The organism is Alphaproteobacteria bacterium (assembly GCA_033762625.1).
Classification (GTDB): domain Bacteria; phylum Pseudomonadota; class Alphaproteobacteria; order UBA9219; family RGZA01; genus RGZA01.
This window is the reverse complement of sequence record JANRLI010000025.1, coordinates 45810-65158: the sequence shown is the minus strand read 5'-3', so window position 1 is coordinate 65158 and position 19349 is coordinate 45810. Positions and strand designations below refer to the sequence as shown.

The following is a 19349-nucleotide window of genomic DNA, read 5'->3' as shown; positions in this document are numbered from 1 at the left end:
ATATTTTCCTAATCTTAAAAACAAATAGCAGCTTTACGGCCAAGGATACCCTTGGGGTTTAAAGCTGCCTAAACTCTTCAGTGCGCTGTTTTGTAGTGGATTGGGTGGGGGCTTGTCAAACAAATAGGAAGATATTAACGGCTTATTTTGAGCTGTTTTTCCCAATAAAATCAGCCAAAGCTGCTTTAACTGCCGCTAATACTTGCTTCCAATCCCCTGTGGTTTCCTGCCTGAACAGGCGCATGGTGGGGTACCACGGGCTGTCGGAGCGGTTTAACAGCCAGCGCCAGTCGGGGTTTTTGGTGATTAATGTCCAGACGGGAAGGCCCAGCGCGCCCGCCAAATGGGCTGGCGCGGAATCGATGGTGATGAGCAAATCAAGCTCTGCCAGCGTGGCGGCAGTGTCGGCAAGGTTTTTGATATTGGGCGCAATATCCAGTACGCCGAATTTTTGCATGCGCTGCGCATCGCCTTCCTTGGGCTGATATTGCAGTGAATAGAATGTAACGCCGCGCATTCCCAGAATATCATCCCACATATCAAACGGGATGGAGCGTTCATGGTCGCGTTTGTGCATAGGGTTTCCTGCCCATACCAAGCCCACCTTTATGCCGTTTCCCTCCAGTTTGAATTTTGCATCGCCCTTTTTCGGATTAGGAAGATAGGGGACAGTGCCCGGAATGTTATTAAGTCCTGTGCCAAGCATACCTGGTAAATCCATCGTGCCGCATACGGCATCGACCTCTGGTGGAACGGATTTGTCAGCAACATTCCATGAGACAACTTTATCTGCACCATCCCAGTTTTCGAGCAGTGCATACAGCACAGGGCGCACATACGCATACACCTTTGCGCCGCGTGCGCGAAGAATGGGCACATAACGCAGCATGTGAATGGTATCGCCGAAGCCTTGTTCTTCTTGCACCAATATGGTTTTACCGGCGGGATTACTGCCATCCCATACTTCGCCATTCATGCGCATGGCTTTGAACTTTTCCATCGCCGCCCAACGCCAACGGTAGCGGCGGAAACCTTCGTGCAATTGGCCCGCGACCAGCAAATTCATCGAACGGTTCCAAGGCGCGGAAAGTTCGGAAGGATTAAGCATGAATGTCTGGCTGTAATAGTCATCTGCATCATTAAACTTGCATTGATTCAGCGCGAGGGAGCCGAGTGTCACGGATACATCTGCCAAATCGGGTTCGAGGGTGAAGAGCGTGCGAAGAATATAACTCGCCTTTGCATTATCACCTTTCAACAAATAACTGGTGCCCAGCGAGAAGATGCAATTGCGGATACGTTCGTCTTTTGTATTAATCGAGTAGGCATCCGAGAGATAATCAATAATTTCATCATTCTTTAAGCCCAGAATTTGCTGGGCAGAGCGCTGTGCGGCATCGAACATCGTTGGTTGGTCATTATGTTCAATCGCAATGTCGTAAAGACTAAACAACATTTCAGAATGTTCGGGATGAAGTTTTAACCCCAGTTCAAGCTGTTGCTTGGCGGATTTGTAATCCAGCAATGCGCTATATATATGTGCAAGGTTGTTGTGGGTAAGAGCGTGAGTGCTATCAATTGCGAGTGCTTTGAGATAACTTTCCTTAGCTAATGCGTATTTTTTTTGCTCCCGCTGTGCATTGCCGAGATTGTAATAAGCTTCCACCCAATCGGGCATTAAACGCACTGCGTTTTGAAAGGCTTCTTCTGCCCATGCAAAGCGCCCCGATTTTTGATAGGCATTGCCAAGGTAGAAATAGAAAAGTCCCGCGTTACTATCAAGCGCGATGGCTTGGCGGATATAATCAATCGCGGCATCGAATTCTTTTTTATCGCAGAGCAGTGAACCCAGCAGCGCTAGTGCATCGGCGTTCTTTGGATCAAATTTCAGCGCAAGCCGGTAGCCTTTTTCCGCTTCATCCAGTTTTCCGGCTTGATGCAGAGCAGTGACGCCTTTTAAAAGACCTTCCGCGCTCATGCTGCGCTCACTTTATTTGTTTGGTGGTTATTTTGAAATTCCAGAAGCGATTGCTGAACCTGTTTCAAGACGGGCGCCCAATCGCCTGATACCGTCTGGCGGAAGAGGCGCATGGTGGGATACCATGGGCTGTCGCTGCGCCCCAATAAATATCGCCAATCGGCATCGACGGTTAGCAAGGTCCATACCGGCAGGCCCAGTGCGCCAGCCAAATGCGCCGGTGCGCTATCTACCGTAATCAGCAAATCAAGTTCAGCCAATGTCGCAGCACTATCTGCCAAGGTGTTGATTTTCTGTGCAAGATTGGTGACGCCGTATTGTTTCATCAGCTGCACGTCTTTTTGCTCCGGCTTGAATTGCAAACCGTAGAATGTGAACCCTTGCATCGCCGTAATATCTTTCAAAAGTTCGAAGGGATATGACCGCGCAAAGTTGCGTTTATGTGCGGGGTTGCCCGACCAGACGAGACCGATTTTGAGACCAGCACCCTCCAGCTTATATTTCGGGTCACCCTTTTTGGGGTTGGGGATATAGGGCACGTTTGCTGGCAGGTTATTCATGGTGATACCAAGATAACCCGGCAAATCCATCACGCCGCAGGCACAGTCCACCTCCGGCGGCACATTTTTATTGTCGGCTTTCCATGACACGACTTGGCTTGGGCCATCCCACCCTTCCAGCAGTGCGTAAAGTTCGGGGCGCACGTAAGCGAGCACATTTGCGCCGCGCTCTTTTAAAAGGGGCATGAAACGCAACATTTGAATGGTATCGCCAAAGCCCTGTTCTTCCTGAACGGCGATGGTTTTGCCTGATGGTTGTTGCCCATCCCAGCGTTCCACATTCAGCCGCATGCGTTTATATTTTTCCATCGCCGACCAGCGCCAGCCGTAACGACGGAACCCTTCTTGTAAATTACCATTGATGAGCAATGCCATAGAGCGGTTCCACGGCGCATCAATCTGCTTAGGGTTCATCATAAAAGTTTCAGCATAATAGCAATCTGCGAGTTCAGGTTGATTGCGCGAGAGCTGAACAGAGCCAAGCATCAACTGTACTTCTTCCCAATCGGGCTCATGGTGATTGATGAGGCGCAATACATAGCTTGCGCGTTTCAAATCAACGGTCAGAAAATAACTGGCGGCAACCGCCATTAAACAATGGCGCGTTTGTTCGTCGCGCGTATCCAGTTTTGGGATGCTTTCCAGATAGTCGATAATGTCCATGCCATCCGGCACGCCCAATTTGATACGTGCGATACGCTGCGCGGCATCGAACGCGCCAAGAAAATCGTTGTGTTCGAGCGCGATATCATGCGTGGTAAACAATAATTCCAGATTGGCGGGTTCCATTTTAAGCGCCATGTGCAATTGCGCCTTGGCTGATGCATAATCGCTTAATTCGCTATAAACCTGCGCAAGATTATTGTGGCATTGAATATGACGCGGGGATTGCTGCAGAGCTTTCTTATAGCTTTCCTTGGCAAAAGCGGGTTTGCCTAATTTGCGCTGGGCATTGCCAAGATTATACAGCGCGGCATCCCATTTCGGCGCGTAGGTGGTGGCTTTGGTGAACGAAGCCTCGGCTGAAACAATATCGCCTGATTTTTCATAAGCATTGCCCAGATGAAAATGAAAGAGCGGCGCCTTGGGGTCGATGGTTAGCGCCTGCTTGATCAGTGCGATGGCATCACTGTGCTGGTTCTTGTGCGAGAGGACAGATCCAAGCAACGCCATGCCATCGGCATTGCGCGGTTCTTGATGCAGCAGGAGACGATACGCGTTTTCCGCGTCATCCATCATTCCTGCCTGATGAAGGGCCATTGCACTCTGAAGTATATTCATGGAATTGAATCTACACCGCGCTTAACCGCACGAAAACGTGATTCTAGCGGGTGGCTTGCTCGCGGCGTGGCGCATTGGCGCCCTCGGCACTGATGATGTCGGCAATCGTCACAATTTCAATGCTTTGTTCATTGCGCGCGTTATAGCGTTGCTGAAGCCACATCACGCCAAATAAATCAAACAACCCATCAAGGGCGCGTTTGAAATTGGTATATTTCGATGTGCCATGCTTGCGCTGGCGGTCATTGACCGGAATATAAACCACATCATGCCCATACAATTTGAACAGCGTTGGTTCATAGCGGTGGATATTATCAAAATAGGGAAGCGCAAGATACGCATCGCGGCGGAATACCTTTAACGCGCAGCCGGTATCGGGGCAGTCATCTTGTAACAGGAAACGCCGCAGACCGTTTGCAAATCTGCTGGCAAAGCGTTTGGAACCTGTTGCCGCGCGGTTGACGCGCACACCGGAAACCAGAACATTTTTAAACGGATTGCTTTCAAGCGCGACAGTCAGAAGACGTGGAATATCGGCCGGATCATTTTGACCGTCGCCATCCATGGTAATAATCCATTCGCCGCGCGCATGACGCAGGCCTGTCCATACACCTTGGCTTTTTCCATACCGTGCCTGATGGCAAATGAGACGGATGTGCGGGAAGCGGCGCATCGCTTGCTGAATTTCATCGGTGGTTGGATCAACGCTGTGATCATCCACGAAAATAAGTTCGTAATTATTCTTGGTAACAGGCAGGGTTTCCAAAACGGTGGTAATTTCCTGCGCGAGGGGCAAAATATTACCCGCTTCATCAGCGACAGAAATGATAACCGAAACCAAACGGTCTTGTGCCGCTATGGGAAAACCGGGGCGGTTTAATTGCTTGGTTAAGGATTGAAACGGGGCTGTTTTGTTTGACATGGCACATATATAATTAAGCAAATATGGAATTACTAGGGCAAACCACGGTAAAACAGGAACTTATTGGCTTGCAAACCCTGAACTTTTTGATTAGGTTGCGGCCTCTTAAAAAGTTGCACCCGTAGCTCAACTGGATAGAGCATCTGACTACGGATCAGAAGGTTAGAGATTCGAATTCTCTCGGGTGCACCATTCACCACATCATTGCCTCTTCGCGTGTGACCCCGGCTTTGCCAACGTGTTTTCCGAGTTATGGCAAGACAGGACCAGTATGAGCGAGCCAACCAAATGCCCTAAATGCGGATCGGAATATTGCTATCAAGATGGCGCGTTATTGGTATGCCCGGAGTGCGCTTATGAATGGAATATGGAAGCTAGTCATGAACCAGAGGCCGCAACTCATACCGAAATCCGTGATGCGAATGGCAATGTGCTAACCACGGGTGATACCGTTGCATTAATCAAGGATTTGAAGGTGAAGGGTTCATCTTCCACGGTCAAAAGCGGGACCAAGGTCAAGAACATCCGCCTTGTTGCTGATCCGGTGGATGGGCATGACATTGCCTGTAAAATCGATGGTATCGGCGCGATGTATTTAAAGTCGGAATTCGTCAAAAAAGTTTGATGCACAAACAACCTATTACGTTGATGCGCACACGGTACGGTATGTAAGGGGGGAAAGTTAGAACCCGCAGCAGTGCCAGAATTTTGCTAACACCAACCCTACTGCGGGCAGATCGTTTCTGTTTATAGAAACGAAGCTTTAAACCATACGCTGATTTGCATAAAAAGTCATCCGGTTAAATCGCTATGATTTGCAAATAATTAGCTAGACGATTCAGGCCAGATGCGTAGATTTGGCGGTGCTAACACCACCAACCAAATCCAGTGACAGAATCCATTTTTACTCTGAAATGTTTGAACGGCGATGATCGCCCGCTTTTGCGGGTGGTTTTGACGCGCGTGCTTTAACGCTTCATAGCGAAATGTGGATTTTCGTGTGCTGGATCCAGTGCCGGAATCCATATGACCCAGCAACATGCCTTATCAGAGGACGTGCATCCGAGTGATGCGCCGTCCAAACGTCGTAAGCTTCAGCTCTATTTCTTTGATGCAGGCGGAGGGCATCGTAGCGCAGCCGAAGCGCTTATCCAAAGCGCAAAGGCAAGCTATCCCGGTTGGGATATTGAGCTAGTTAATTTACAGGAGCTTTTGAAAAAAGCCGACCCTGTCTATCAGGTGACGGGCGTTCAGGCCGAAACCATTTATAATGCGGCGATTAAACGCGGCTGGACCTATGGCTCGCGGCCATTCCTTCGCGCATTACAGCGCGGCATACGCATGAATGCAGCGCCGATGAAAAAAGTGCTGCGCGCGCATTTCGTGCAATCAAAACCCGATTTGATTGTTTCCGTGGTTCCGAATTTTAACAAGGTGATGTTCGATGCACTGCGTGACGTGCATAAAGATGTGCCTTATGTCACCATCATGACGGATATCGCGGATAGCCCACCGCATTTCTGGATGGAAAACCAGGACCAGTACATCATCGTTGGCAGTCATAAGGCTGCGTTGCAAGCGCATATGTCGGGTTTTTATCGCCCTGAACGTATTTTGGAAACATCGGGCATGATTTTGCGGCCCGCGTTTTATCAAGATGCCGGTAATAAACCGTTGACCCATCAGGCGATTGGGTTAGACCCCAATAAAAAAACAGCGCTGATTATGTTCGGCGGTAATGGTTCGATCGTTTCCAAGGGCATCGCGCTAAAGCTTTTGCAGCAGGGCATTCAAAGCATCGTGCTGTGCGGGCATAACAAGCAATTATTGGCAGATTTGCAGGGCATAGAAGGGTGTCACGCAATTGGCTTTACCCAAAAGGTTGCCGATTACATGCGGCTTGCCAACTTTTTTATTGGCAAACCCGGCCCTGGCAGCATGAGCGAGGCCTTGCATTTGGGTTTGCCGGTGGTGCTCTTGAACAATCGTGGCACGATGATTCAGGAACGCTACAACATCATATGGGCGGAAGAAAACAAGCTGGGTGTTTCCATCGATAACTTTGCCCATATCGGGCGCGCCGCGACGTTCCTGTTAAATAACGGGCGGCTTGACCAACACAGTTCCAACGCACGCCGTCTTAATAATCGCGCAGTGTTTGAAATTCCAAAAATGCTGGAAAGCATCATGGATGCAAATCCGGTTTCTCCACCAGCTGAGGCAATAGTTTTACCCGGACGCATGGTCGTGCGCCCCGGTGCGCGGCTTCGCGCTATGCTTCGAAGCCGGCCGCGCAATCAATCCCAACCTCCGTTTGTATGAAATAAATATTTAAAACCATGAATGACGCTGCGCCTTTACTGCTGACTGACCGCGAACTTGATACGTTGCACCGGATACTGGAACCGCTTGCCGGCGTGGACATGCCGGACACCGATTTACCCATCCATGAATTCCGCACCGCCTTCATGTCGGATTTGCATTTGGGGCGGCCAGACAGCAAAACCGATAAGCAATCGATTTTTCTGGATCGGGCGCGCCTTGCCAACAAAATTGTGATTAATGGCGATTTTATCGATTACTGGCTGTTCCGTGCATCGCGCCCGCAACACCTTGGCCGCATATTCAAAGATGATACGCATATGCGCACTGCGTTAAAGTTTTTAAGGCTTGCAGCGCATGTTTCGTTGCGGATGGTTAAATGGGAAGTATTCAAACCCTATGATGACGAGACGATGCGTTGGGGACAGTCGCATAATATTCCCCTGCAAAAGCTGTTGCGTGTTCTGCGCAAAGTGCCGGGTATTTTTGTTCCAGGGAACCATGATGAAATTTTTCGTGGCTTTACCAATGAATTGCACCTGATGGGAGAGGATGCGGCCGCGCTGGTTACAGCGCAAAACGGCCAGCCGGTTGACCCGAAATTACGCACCGCATATTTCAAAAGCCCGTCATTAGGGAATATGGATGTTTTGGAAGAATTTATTTATGAAACCGTGACAGGCGAGCACATGCATGTGTGCCACGGCGATAAATTTGATAATCCGATGAAAAAATCCAGCACGCTGGGAATGCTGGCAACATGCGTCTATCACAATGGCGTCGCGCCGCTGGTACGCAACCTTGGGTTTCCTGATACAGCATCATCCATGACCGATTATATAAATAGCATGGATGGCAAAAAGGACATGACGAAGTATTACGATCGCTACGCTGAATTTCTGGACAATCAAAATGCAGCTATTGTGGAGTATAACCGTGCGCATCCTGACCAAAAGCCGCGCCCATTATTGCGCGGCGGTATTCACGGCCATATTCATAATCCCGGTATTTTTTACCATCGCGGCTATGTATTTATTGATAGCGGCGATTGGGTGGATGATGCCCATTGCACCGCTGCCGTCGAGCACCTTGACGGGTCATGGCAGATTATGACTGTCAACCGCGAGTTAGGGATACACCCGCATCCGGTAACGCCGGAACGTGTGCAGATATTTAAAAACCGCAGTGATTTATCGCCCATACCCAAAGAACGCCCGCCGCGCCCCGATGTTGGCTGGAGTATGCCGGCGGTGAATGCAGGAGTTACATTATGAGCAAATCGCTTATCCTGTTGATTGATATTGATGGCACGCTGGTTGATACCGACAAGCATTTAAGTTATGCCATGACTGCCCAGTATGCAAAATATGGTCTGCACTTTGAACCACACGAGTTTTTTGAACCCAAGACATTTGCGATGCCGAACAAGGATGGGGCGATGGAAGTGGCAACAACCATGCTGTTTGGCGCATCATGGGAAGTAAATTACTATTATCTTAAATCAAAAATCCCTGATGCTCCGGTAGATGTACAAACTTTTCGAAAAGAAATTGTGGATCGGGTGACGAGCAATCATGACGGTGTGATCCCGCGCTGCGATGTGATTGAAACCGTGCTGGCCCTGCGTGAACACTGCAAGGCCAATAATATCGGTTTTTCAGCGGTTGCCGTAACCAATGGCGCAGGAACGGAAGCACGAGCAAATCTGAAAATAGTAGAAGCCGAAGGATTAGTGGTCGATGGATTGGTGAATGCCGATGATGTTGAAATCCCATTCCGTAAGCCACACCCCAAGCCGTATTTGATGGGATATGAAATTGCCTGCGATGTGTTGCGGCGTAATGGATATAATCTGGAAGGTGCGTGCGTTGTGGCACTGGAAGATAGCCCGCCAGGTGCACGCAGCGCATTGGCAGCAGGCGAAATATATGATGGTCTGTGTTATTATATTCCCACAACAAAGCGCGCGATATTAATACCGCAAATGACGGATGCGCAATTGGATCGCTTCGTTGTACAGCAGGATGTTTCGGCGCTTGGCATGCATATTAAAACGCAATTGCATGGACGTGGCACGCGCGCAACCATGCAAATTCAAGCCCGTGCTGCGTTGTAATTTTTTGATTATGTATGGTGGGATTAAAACCCGCAGCAGTGCCAGAATTTTGCTAACACCAACCCTACTGCGGGCAGACGTTCGTGATCATCAAGCGTGATTAAACAAGAACGAAGCCTAAGAATGTAAGATGATTTGCATAAAGAGTCGATATGATAAATTGATACGAAAGTAAAATTATTCACTGGACGATTCATTTTTATCATATAGATTTCGTGACGCTAACACCAACAACCACCAGTGACGGAATAACCCTACTCATTTAAAATTTAAAATGTGGCACGGCATGTTTACCCGCTTTAGCGGGGTATATGCGGCGCATGTTTATGAACTGAAAACGCATTAAACTGTGTGGTCAGGCTGAGGAGAGTTGTGTCCGGAATTGGCTAAATCGCCGGAATTTTTATGCTCCTTGATACGTCGTTAGAGGAACAAGCGGAGCTTTGCCTTGCGCAAGGTGAAGCGTTACCTGTTTTGCGCGCCGCAAAACGTCCTCATGCTTATCAGCCTGTGGTTGCGGAGCCGCAGACGCAACCCAAAATGCAATTCATTCCTCCCAATCATGGGTTGGTGATTGTGGGTGAAAAAAAGCGTGCCGTAGTTTTTTGCGATTACAGCAGCCGCGATAGCACCGGAAAAATGCGCAAGACCTTGGCGTTGTGCGAGCGATACCATTACGACATTCTGGTCATAGATGTAACGCGCAAAAAGGAAATAGACCTTAGCCGCGATGCGCGGGATTTTTTGCTTTTCGACCGTAATGTTCCGTTGATTAGCCTGCACTCTCCGCAATTGAACCGCGAACATATGCTGAGCTGGCTGTTTAGCGCGAATACCAGTATGGCGCTCGACGTTGCAAAAGATGGCTTGCGATGGATGGCGGATAGTCATGCGGATACACCCTACGCTCAAAAAAAGCTTAATAGGAATACAGACCTGATCGCGGTAAGCACGCATGATCGCGCGGTGAATGACAAGGCGCACAGCGCCATGACTGCGCCGTTTCTCATCATCGCCATGAATGACGACCATGTAAAACAATTGCAGAATACAAATGGCGCCGCCCATGCCGTGGTACATGGCGGGCATCCACATGATTGCAAGGCAATCACAGAAATAGCAGCGCGTTTGGATAACAAGGTTGCTGTATTCCATCCCGAACCACCCAAACGGTTGACCCATGCAGGAACCATAAGTCTGTCGCAGCTTCGCGCCGACAAAGCCGTAGTGGTTACGAATACGCCCGACATGATCCGTGTATTGAGAGATTTTTCCAAGCCAACCGGCGGCGCGCCATCGATTGCGCACCGACCCGGAACGCGTAACGGAGGAATGGTTCACGCCGCGCAGTTTTTATAAGGCCGTGTTTTTAGTTAGTGAGGTTTGCTGATGAGTAAAACCGATCGGTACCATGTGGGTCGCGCTGCGCGTGATGTTGTGCAGCGCAAAAATGGCAAGTCTTCAAATGCTTTTTCGCCGGACTATTGCCTGCAATTGTTGGGACTTGATGGCGCGGTAAAGCCATTCACCAAAAATGAACCAATTATTCTAAGCGATGGTGAAATTGACCCGCGAACCGGTGGCGGCGTTGTATTAAAAACCATTATCAAGCTGGATGAACACAAGCGCCTGCGCAGTCTTGAAACATTATATATGTTGCTGCAACCGAATGGCCGATACGTGGTCAGCAAATTGGCTGAACTGTCATTCCGCGCTTATCCAAATTATCTCACGTTGCAACAGGCCAGCATATTGGGGCGTGGCATAAACCCCCAGCATACCGACCGTGTATTGCGTTTATTCGGCGCCTTGCAGCGCATGCACACCGACATCCGCAATATGCATTTTCCGGATGTCGGAAAAATCATGGAGGATTTTCAAATCGCAGCGCTCATCGGCGAACGCTTGCATCTGCCGGGCATGTCAGCCAAAGGCGGCTTTGATTTTCAAGCGCCGATTGATTACCCGGTAAGCGCAGGCGCGCAGCCATTGCCATATGATTATTTACCGGAACTGCTTGGTCTTGGCCGCAATGATCTGGAGCCGATGTATGATTTTGGTGAAGCGCGCAGCAAAACAGAAATTGATCGGCAAAATGGTGCAATCCATAATTTCAAGGCAAGCCGTATTGAAAATGCAAAGCATGGTTCGCTGGTCGCAGCAACCACGCCGCATAATGCGCGACATGGCAGCCCGATTACCGATTTAATCGATGTGCGCTGGAAAGTAACGGGCGACCATGCGGTATTTGACCAGTTTGTAGTGTTGGGCGAAGAAAGCTGCAAATTGCCAACGGCACACCTGCAAAAACGTATCGGAATTGTGAACAAGGCGATGAAGGATTTGCGCCGGCGTCGTTATCCCCATGTGCTGGATTATATTGCGGAATATGATCAGCGCAATTTGGTGGATAAGCGCGCACTGACTGGCGTTGTGGATGAACATAAGCAAATGGTTGTGGTGCCATTTGGCGGACATAATGACCGCGAATATCTGCCGGGATTTGGCGCAACGATTGGCGGAAATTGCAAAGGCATTTTTACCTATTGGCGTGATGCGAACGGCCGCGTGCAGCGCAAAGGCGTCATTATCGATTTAGGGATTATTTTCAGTAAAAACCACGCGGTGCAGGCAAGCGAACAAGGCAATTGGGATTACGTTGTACCTGATATTGTAAATTATCTCGATGACATCGATCATTTCTTTGCAACGCATTTACACGCTGACCATCTGGATGGATATATCGATTACATCGCGCGCGGGTTGCTGCAAGGAAAGCATTTTCATGCAACAGCGTTTGTTTGCCGCGTGCTGGAACAAAAACTCAAGAAACGCAAAGTGCCGCAGGAACGCTGGCCATTGATGCACACGCTCAGCGGCAAAGGGTTTGTTCATGTAAATGCGGGCGATGAACGGGTGATGTCGGTTTATTATGCAGCTGATAGCATTCCGCATAGCACGGATAACACCCCTTATCTTGTCTTGCCTGCTCCTTATCGCTGCGATATCGCGGGCAACGCAAAAACTAAATCGGTTACGCCCAACCCGCATTACTGGGTCTATGGCAATATGGGGGATACCAGCTTTGGGCGCTACAATTTACCGGATTATGAAGGGGTGAAACCGCCCGATACCGGTTTTTCACAAGATTTGTTGCGTATCTTTAAAAAAAATATCGGCATTGAATATGCAGATATTCCAAAAGTATCGGGCGCGGCATTTGGCAAAGTGCATTTTATGGAGTGTGACCCGACATCCATTCACCGCGACGGTTTTGCGCCCGATGTGGTGGATGTCGAGCAGAACCTTTGCCGTCTGAACGAATGGTTTTCCGATAAAGGGCTTATTCTATTGGGCCTCAGCACCGCCAAGCGGCAGGATGAAATGTGCCTGCGCTTTGCCAATTTGTCGCAGCGCGATATATCGGTGTTTGGCGCGTATAAAGAAGACCGCTTTACCGATATGAGCGTGATGGGTGTTAACACCAATGTGCTTGCGCGCAATCCTGCCGGAAAAAATGTGCAGGCTTATCTGGATTGGCATGGCGGCAGAGAAGGGGTTGTACCTGTTAAATACTTCCGCCGCACCGCCAAGGAATGGCACACTATTGTGGAGGCGGATGTTGGCCGCGTGCTTATCCTTGGCACCGGTAGCCAGGGAACCGATATTGAAAAAGATGCGTTTGGTACGCAGCTCGCCGAGTTTCGCTCGCTCTTGCAGATGGATCCCAAATATCGCCCGACAGCCTTTGGCAAGGATTTACGTAATTTTCTGGTGGTTTATGCGCAAGGCGCTATTCCGGGTAATGAAGAAACGCAGTATGCGCAAATCAAGAAAACCGCGATTGAACTGGACATCACCGTTGCGGTTTCCGTGCATGAAGGCGCACGCTTTTACAATTTAAAAGAACCTTATCTATCACGCATCTTGCAGGATTTGGAACGCAGAGGCGAACGCTTTACGCGCGAGCCTAATAACGGATTGTTCATTCAAAAATTTGCGCTTTATCCGCCCGGACACGGTTGGAAAGAAGATTACCGCCAAGGCGTTTTCCCATGGATGAAGAAAAATGGTGTTGGCATGGTTTCGGCGCAGCATTTCGGCAAACTAGAATCGCCGCGCATTACGCATGAACTGGCGCGTGAGGCAGGGTTGCGACACCCGAGTGAAGCGATATCAAACCACACCGCGTTTTCCATGCGCGACGGCGGAAAACGACTGGAGATTATCGGGCATTTGCCACCATCATTTATTCTAGCACGGCAAAACCGGCGCGCCGATAAATATCATGGCGGCACTGCGGAATATAAACGCGTGGTTGTGGCGGCAGGGCAGGTTGGCACCGCGCTTGGCGGATTGTTTGCGAATAATAATACGGTTTATACCCAAGATTTCGGTAATGAGGATTACGACCGCGTATTATCGGAAGCGCAACTGTTACCAGCCAAACGCAATCGGCGTGATATCAACGCCGCATTGACCGAATTACCACCCGAACTGACCGCGCGGCGTAATTTGCCAACATCAGGAATGCGCACGCCATCGCTTCCACAACATGATCATCTGGAGTTTGCCTGATGTATGCGCCAGACCCGCAACTGCATCGCAATTTTCCGATGGATTATTACCGCGGGCCCGCGCGGGAGACGTTTTATTCAACCCATCCCGATTACCAGCCATCCTATGACGATGTGCGGCATATGGTGGAAGCCGGAAAGCTGATTGAAATGTTCTACGATTTCGAAGCATCCGATAAACTGGCGGGCAGTGCCGTGCCAAAAGAGTATGCTGCACTGGCCTTTGATTTGCGCGGACGGTTGCTGGCGCATTTGCGTATTCCCATCGCTATTCCGGAACATCAAGCCTACGCGATTGGCGCAGCGTTGGTTGGCCGTATCAGCGTGCGTGATATGGCGCAGGGTTGGCCGGGCCATATGGCGGCAACCATGGTGCAGAATTTCCTTAAACAATCCACGCAGCTGAATGGAAATGTATTGGGGCTTGAAGAAGTCACGTTTGCGGATGGAAAAAAAGGATTCAGATATGAATTGCCAAGCGATGGCAAGGCGCCGATTGAACTGGAGATTCACCAGAGCGGGAAGAAATTCCGTTATGCGGGTGAAGAAGATTGGCAAAAAATCTATGGTGTATCGCAACCCTTTAACGGCGAAAATTACGATGACCCGATGGCAAGCCATTGGTATGCGCGCATGGGTATGGCAAGCTTGTTCCCCGGAAACCAGAAACGTCATGATACGTTCCGTGAAGATGTGCGCGCCAAAGCGATTTGGGAATGGGCGTTTGGCAAACAGGGTAAGGATGGTTTGCTGCTGCCTGACCGCTGGCATAAAAAAACCAAGCGCATGGTGCGCTCGACGCGCCTTGGCGATATTTTACTGGCCAATAGCCGTTCGGCAAACCGTGCCAGAGGCGTTCAGGGCGGCGCAGTATTTTATGATGGACGCGACCCTGACCCGGAAATCATGCATGCATCGGACGAAGATGCGGCGGGAACAGCGGCTTTAAGTTTCTATCTTCGCCGCCTTGACCCTGACGGCATGCGCTTTGTTTCCGGTTTGGCGGAGCGAAATAGCTATAAGGATTTTCTACAAGGCACGAATGATTTTACTGACCGCCCAGCAATTGGATTTGTGCATTATGATGAAGGGATGTTGACGCGCGGGATTGGCACGTTGCTGGCTACGGATGATGAATATGACGGATTTGGCGACCGCAAGCGCGCATTATTGTTTAATTTATGCCATAACCCAGATGATGTTTTGCATTTAAATCATGAACAATTGCGCCCGTTGCTCGTGCAGCGGCATAACCCGATTTTTGTGCCATTGGTTTTAAACCGCACACCGCAAGTTTGCGAATTTGACCGTGCCTATAAGGCTGGCGCAGGCGGGCAGCAACCGCCCGAAGAATATCACCGCCGCCGCCATGTGATCTTAAGTCATCGCGGATTTATTCAGCGTGTGATGGAAACGCAGCTTGATTTAGTAAGTGTCACTCGCCCACCCAATATCGTAACCACGCGTTTATTGGAAGATGATAGTTATAGCCGATACGGTGATTTGAAATATTTTGCCTATAAGGATGCGGCAACGGGGCAAGTTATTCCCATACGCAAAACCGAATACCCGGATGTGTATGCGCGCGCGACCAATAAATGGAATTATGTGCGTCAGTTCGATTACTTGCTGCGTAGGGCAACCGAAGGCCACGCCATTGAATACAGCGATGATGAGGCTGCGCTGCTGGATTATCAGGAACGTTTGAAGGAAGTTGAACGCAAGCTTAAAGCCCATCAGGTCGGGTGGGATAAGCCATTCACCTTGCCGGATACAGGCATCGCGCCAGATACGATTGAAGATGCACGCATGCATTTGTGGACGATGCGCCATCAATGCCGCGGGGCATTGTTCAATTGCGTGCCGGAGTTCTGGGTTATCAATTCACGCGGGCAGCGTTTACCGTGGGAAAAAGTGATTGCGATGGAAAGCGCGACGCGCAAAGGGCAATGGCCGCTGCGCGAAGACCGTGAAACGGGCGATCATTTGCGTATTACCTTTGAACGTAATGATAAATTGCACGCAATCATTACGGCGCTGCGTGTGCTTGATGCAGATGCGTTTATTGGCAAGCAGGGAAGCCCGCGCTGGCAAGCGTGGTGGCGTAAATATGTGGATACGCATTACGCGGAATGGAAACCGTTTTACGAAGCATTCATCACATTGGGCGTGCAGGGCCCACCGAATTTAGAAGCATCCGAACAGCGCCGCATGAGCGAGCGAAAAGCATTACTGGAAATTGACCAGTTGATGAACAAGGCAGCGGAAACACCGGCCAGCGATTACATACGCACAGTTTTAAAAACACCACAGGGTCAGAAGTTACTAGCTGAACACCGTGCGCACAAGCAGCGTCGCTTGAAAGCATATCCATGGACGCCAGATAAAATGGAATTGATGGGGTATGATGCGCAGACGGCATATCCCGTAATGAATACCCGCTACCGCATCGACCCTAAAAAACTGATACGGCTTAAAGTGCCGGATGTGATGCTGGACCATCCGGATTGGGACGATCATTGGCACCGTTTCCATATTATTGAACGCCCGAACCGCGACGTTTTACGTGCCATTGAAAAGGCAGGGCCTGATACAGCAGTACTGCTGGTGGGCGAAGCAACGGGCATGTTCCGTTTGGCAGCTAAAGCCGTATGTCACCGTTTGCCGCCCCAAGGCGAGCGAACGCAGCAAGCGATAGCCCGCGCTCAGGCATCATACGGCACTGTGGGTAGAAGATTATCCGGCCTTGCTGACGGGCTGCGCCTTTTAAGCTTCGAGCAAATGGCACCTGTGCATTTTGAACGTAAGGTGGATGAGCATATCCAGCATGTTGCTGTGCCAGCGCAGGATTGGGCAGGGCTGGCCGATGCACGCGCGGGTGGCTTGCCCAAGCCACTAAAGAAGCTTACCGGAATTATCGTGCGCGATACAGGTCAGGAATTCACTAAAGGAAATATCCGTTTGCGGCGCATGTCCCGTGGGGAAGAAACGGGCGATGAATATATGGGCCGCCTTAAATCAGCGCAGCGCATGTCACTGGACGATATTCGCAAAATGAGCGATGCACAGGCACAGCAATTCGGCAAATTATCTGCTGCCGATTTATACAGCCAATGGAAAAAATTATTTGCTGATATGCGCGTGGCTGACCCTGCCAAGCAAAAGCTGTGGGTTTTGAAGCTGGAGCGGCCGGTTAGTACGCTTACCTATACGTATTTCAACCGAGCGGAGCAGCCGGTTGCAGCCTTTATTTCCACACGGCCACTGCGTGGTCGCACGCCTCAATCACCCCAACGGAGGGCCGCAGCATGAGTATGTTAGAACCCGATCACGCAGCATTGTACCGCGACGTTCATTTGTTTGGTGAAAAGCGTGGATTGTTTTCGCCGTTTTACCATGCGCATGCGCGAAAGAAAGGACCTCGGTTTGACCAGATGCGCGCGGTAAACACGGTGGCGTTTGCAACGCTTGCACAGTTGCTGCAAGGAAAACGTGCGATTTACCGTTTTGGCGCGATTTCAAAAGGCATGCGCGCAAATTATCAGGCGAAGATGAACGGCCCGTTCATGGTAGAACGCAGCGACGGGTCGTTAAAGCGCGGGTTTGATACGCTGGATTTGGACGAAAAAATCGGTTCGCAGCAATATCTTGCTGAAGTCATTATGCCAAACCAGCGCACACAGATTGAAGGTTTAAGTTTCCTTCGCTCCCTGTTTCCTGAAAGCCCTGTGATTGTGCCGGCGTTTTTGCAAGCAGCAACGGTATTGTCGGGGCAGCCCAATTTTGATCGTGGCGTCAAACGCAAAGATAAAGATTACATGGTGTTGTGGGATCCGGTTATTGTGGAGCTGATTAACATGTTGCCGATGCAAGGCGATTGGCATTTCTCTCGTTCATCCCACCTTGAGCTTGGCCGCGCAGTACTGATTGCAGCGGGATTAGAACCCCGCAGACCGCAAGCGGATATGAGTTTTCCTGATATCGATAAACAGGAAGTTACGCTATATGAAATGGCGAAAAAGCGTCTTGAATATCTTGTGTGGGCCGTAGAAAACAAGTTTGATCTGGACATCGAACCAACGCAATTGGTGCGTGATTTGGCGATTGCGCAAATGGCGGAACGTGGCTTACTGCCAAACGCCAACCCGGTTTTCATGGCAGGGATTGAAGCGAATATCGCCGGACTGCGCGATTTGCAAAAAGAGGTTGAACCGTTTTTACTGGCGCAAATCAAAGCCGATAAATTTGAAATTGATACGGTGGATTTGCACACTGTTAACCCCGATTTTTGTTTTGCAGTTGATGCAGCAAAGGGCGGCGTGCTTCCCGCAACATCCATCAGTCTATCAGGGTTAAGCCAACAATTCGCCTTGCGCCGATATTCCGATGCCGATTTGCAATCGGATATTTATAATAGCGAAGAAATCCGCCGGATGAATGTGCAGGGCTTTGCGCTAGGCGCGGGCGATATTTTCTTGCCGCCCATGCGGCAGAGCGATACTGAAGCCAAATCACTTAAAGACCATGATGGCAGAAGCATTTTCTCGCGCCCCATCATTGCCGATTTGACCGAGCGTGAAATGATGCAAGCGCAGTTTGTGCTGGGCGTTGCGGAAACCTTCATGCTGCCAGCCAAGCGCACATTATTTATCGTCGCGGATGACAAATATGGCCCTGAAACGGATAAATTACACGAAGCGGCACAACTTGCTTATAACGATGAAGCGCCGAATGTTGCAGGTGCTGCGTTCCAGAAAAAAATCCGCGAGCCACATCGCTCTGCAATCCGTGAACTGCAGCAAAAGCTAAGTGTACACGGGCACGTAATCAGCACGTCCGATTTCCAGCGTTTTTATGGTGTATTCCAGAACCTGCCTGAATTTGCGGTATCGCCGGGGGAAGCGATGCCGGGCAGCGCAGCGCGTCTTGCGGCGCGGCATCGTTATCTTGCGCGTAATGTGACCGATTTTGTGTTCAAGACCGGCATGTGGGAACAATCGAATGACGGCGTACAGGATATGATTTTGGCCACCCGCATGCAGTTGGGCTTAGAATCTGGCGCAGAGCATGAACCACACACCATTCGCTTGGTTGATGAAAACGGAAAGCCGCTAAGCTTGGCAGACCGCGCCATGGCGATATGGCCGCAATTAAAAAACGCAATAGAGGCTGGGCGTGATGCGCGTGATTTGGTGGAACCAGCAACAGCGATTGCACAGTTATGGGCATTTCACCGTTTGCTGACCGATCACCCGCTGCGCCAGATGGTATTTACTGATTTGCGCGGAAAGGAAAAACTGTTTCTTCCTGCAAACATGAACTGGCACCGCTTGCCGGTTCAGCCCGGCGCATATGATCAACAGGCATTTGAAAAATTGTGGCACGACGAAATCAAACCAGCGCTGGAAGGTCGTTTGGCCATGGCTGTGCGTACCCGCCACCTATCGCATATTGATGATTTTGCAGAATTGAAGCGCAGACAGGATGCCGCGCAAAAAATCGATATGGCTGGAACGCGGCCAGAAGCGGTGCGCACGGCAAAAAGCGGCGGTGTGGTTGGTGTGCGTGAAGCATCGCGCAACGCAATGTGAGA

At 50.0% G+C, this 19349-nt stretch carries 11 protein-coding genes and 1 tRNA gene; 9 read left to right on the top strand and 3 right to left on the bottom strand.

Annotated elements, in window-relative coordinates; translation table 11 throughout:
• Positions 1-142 precede the first annotated feature (142 nt).
• From SFW65_10485 to SFW65_10475, 3 genes are read right to left on the bottom strand one after another with little or no spacing between them, the layout of a single operon-like run.
• Positions 143-1978 carry a tetratricopeptide repeat protein gene (locus SFW65_10485; protein ID MDX1923540.1) on the bottom strand — a complete coding sequence of 612 codons (1836 nt, stop codon included), beginning with the start codon at positions 1976-1978 and terminating at the stop codon, positions 143-145.
• Positions 1975-3819, bottom strand: coding sequence for a tetratricopeptide repeat protein (locus SFW65_10480; protein MDX1923539.1), 1845 nt, complete (start codon positions 3817-3819; stop codon positions 1975-1977). The genes SFW65_10485 and SFW65_10480 overlap by 4 nt, the downstream gene beginning before the upstream one ends.
• Positions 3820-3862: 43 nt before the next feature.
• Positions 3863-4741, bottom strand: a complete 879-nt coding sequence (locus tag SFW65_10475) for a glycosyltransferase family 2 protein (GenBank protein ID MDX1923538.1) — start codon at positions 4739-4741, stop codon at positions 3863-3865.
• A 115-nt stretch (positions 4742-4856) separates the two neighbouring features.
• Here SFW65_10475 and SFW65_10470 point away from each other — a divergent pair.
• The 9 genes from SFW65_10470 (at position 4857) to SFW65_10430 (ending at position 19347) form a co-directional block, all read left to right on the top strand.
• A tRNA-Arg gene (locus tag SFW65_10470) sits at positions 4857-4933 on the top strand.
• A 79-nt stretch (positions 4934-5012) separates the two neighbouring features.
• Positions 5013-5366, top strand: coding sequence for a zinc ribbon domain-containing protein YjdM (locus tag SFW65_10465; GenBank protein ID MDX1923537.1), 354 nt, complete (start codon positions 5013-5015; stop codon positions 5364-5366).
• A gap of 401 nt (positions 5367-5767) precedes the next feature.
• On the top strand, positions 5768-7063 hold the full coding sequence (locus SFW65_10460) for a galactosyldiacylglycerol synthase (GenBank protein MDX1923536.1): 1296 nt from the start codon (positions 5768-5770) through the stop codon (positions 7061-7063).
• 17 nt (positions 7064-7080) lie between these two features.
• On the top strand, positions 7081-8337 hold the full coding sequence (locus SFW65_10455; GenBank protein ID MDX1923535.1) for a metallophosphoesterase: 1257 nt from the start codon (positions 7081-7083) through the stop codon (positions 8335-8337).
• The gene (locus SFW65_10450) at positions 8334-9179 is read left to right on the top strand and encodes an HAD hydrolase-like protein (GenBank protein ID MDX1923534.1); all 846 of its coding nucleotides are present in this window, start codon (positions 8334-8336) and stop codon (positions 9177-9179) included. The genes SFW65_10455 and SFW65_10450 overlap by 4 nt, the downstream gene beginning before the upstream one ends.
• Before the next feature lie 405 nt (positions 9180-9584).
• Positions 9585-10538 (top strand): hypothetical protein, encoded by a 954-nt coding sequence (locus tag SFW65_10445; protein ID MDX1923533.1) that lies wholly within the window; start codon positions 9585-9587, stop codon positions 10536-10538.
• 30 nt (positions 10539-10568) lie between these two features.
• Entirely contained in the window at positions 10569-13757 is a 3189-nt protein-coding gene (locus tag SFW65_10440) for a hypothetical protein (protein ID MDX1923532.1), read from the top strand.
• Positions 13757-17068: a hypothetical protein gene (locus tag SFW65_10435; GenBank protein MDX1923531.1), complete on the top strand. Its 3312-nt coding sequence runs from the start codon at positions 13757-13759 to the stop codon at positions 17066-17068. The genes SFW65_10440 and SFW65_10435 overlap by 1 nt, the downstream gene beginning before the upstream one ends.
• The gene (locus tag SFW65_10430; protein MDX1923530.1) at positions 17065-19347 is read left to right on the top strand and encodes a hypothetical protein; all 2283 of its coding nucleotides are present in this window, start codon (positions 17065-17067) and stop codon (positions 19345-19347) included. Before SFW65_10435 ends, SFW65_10430 begins: the two co-directional genes overlap by 4 nt.
• Positions 19348-19349: the final 2 nt, after the last annotated feature.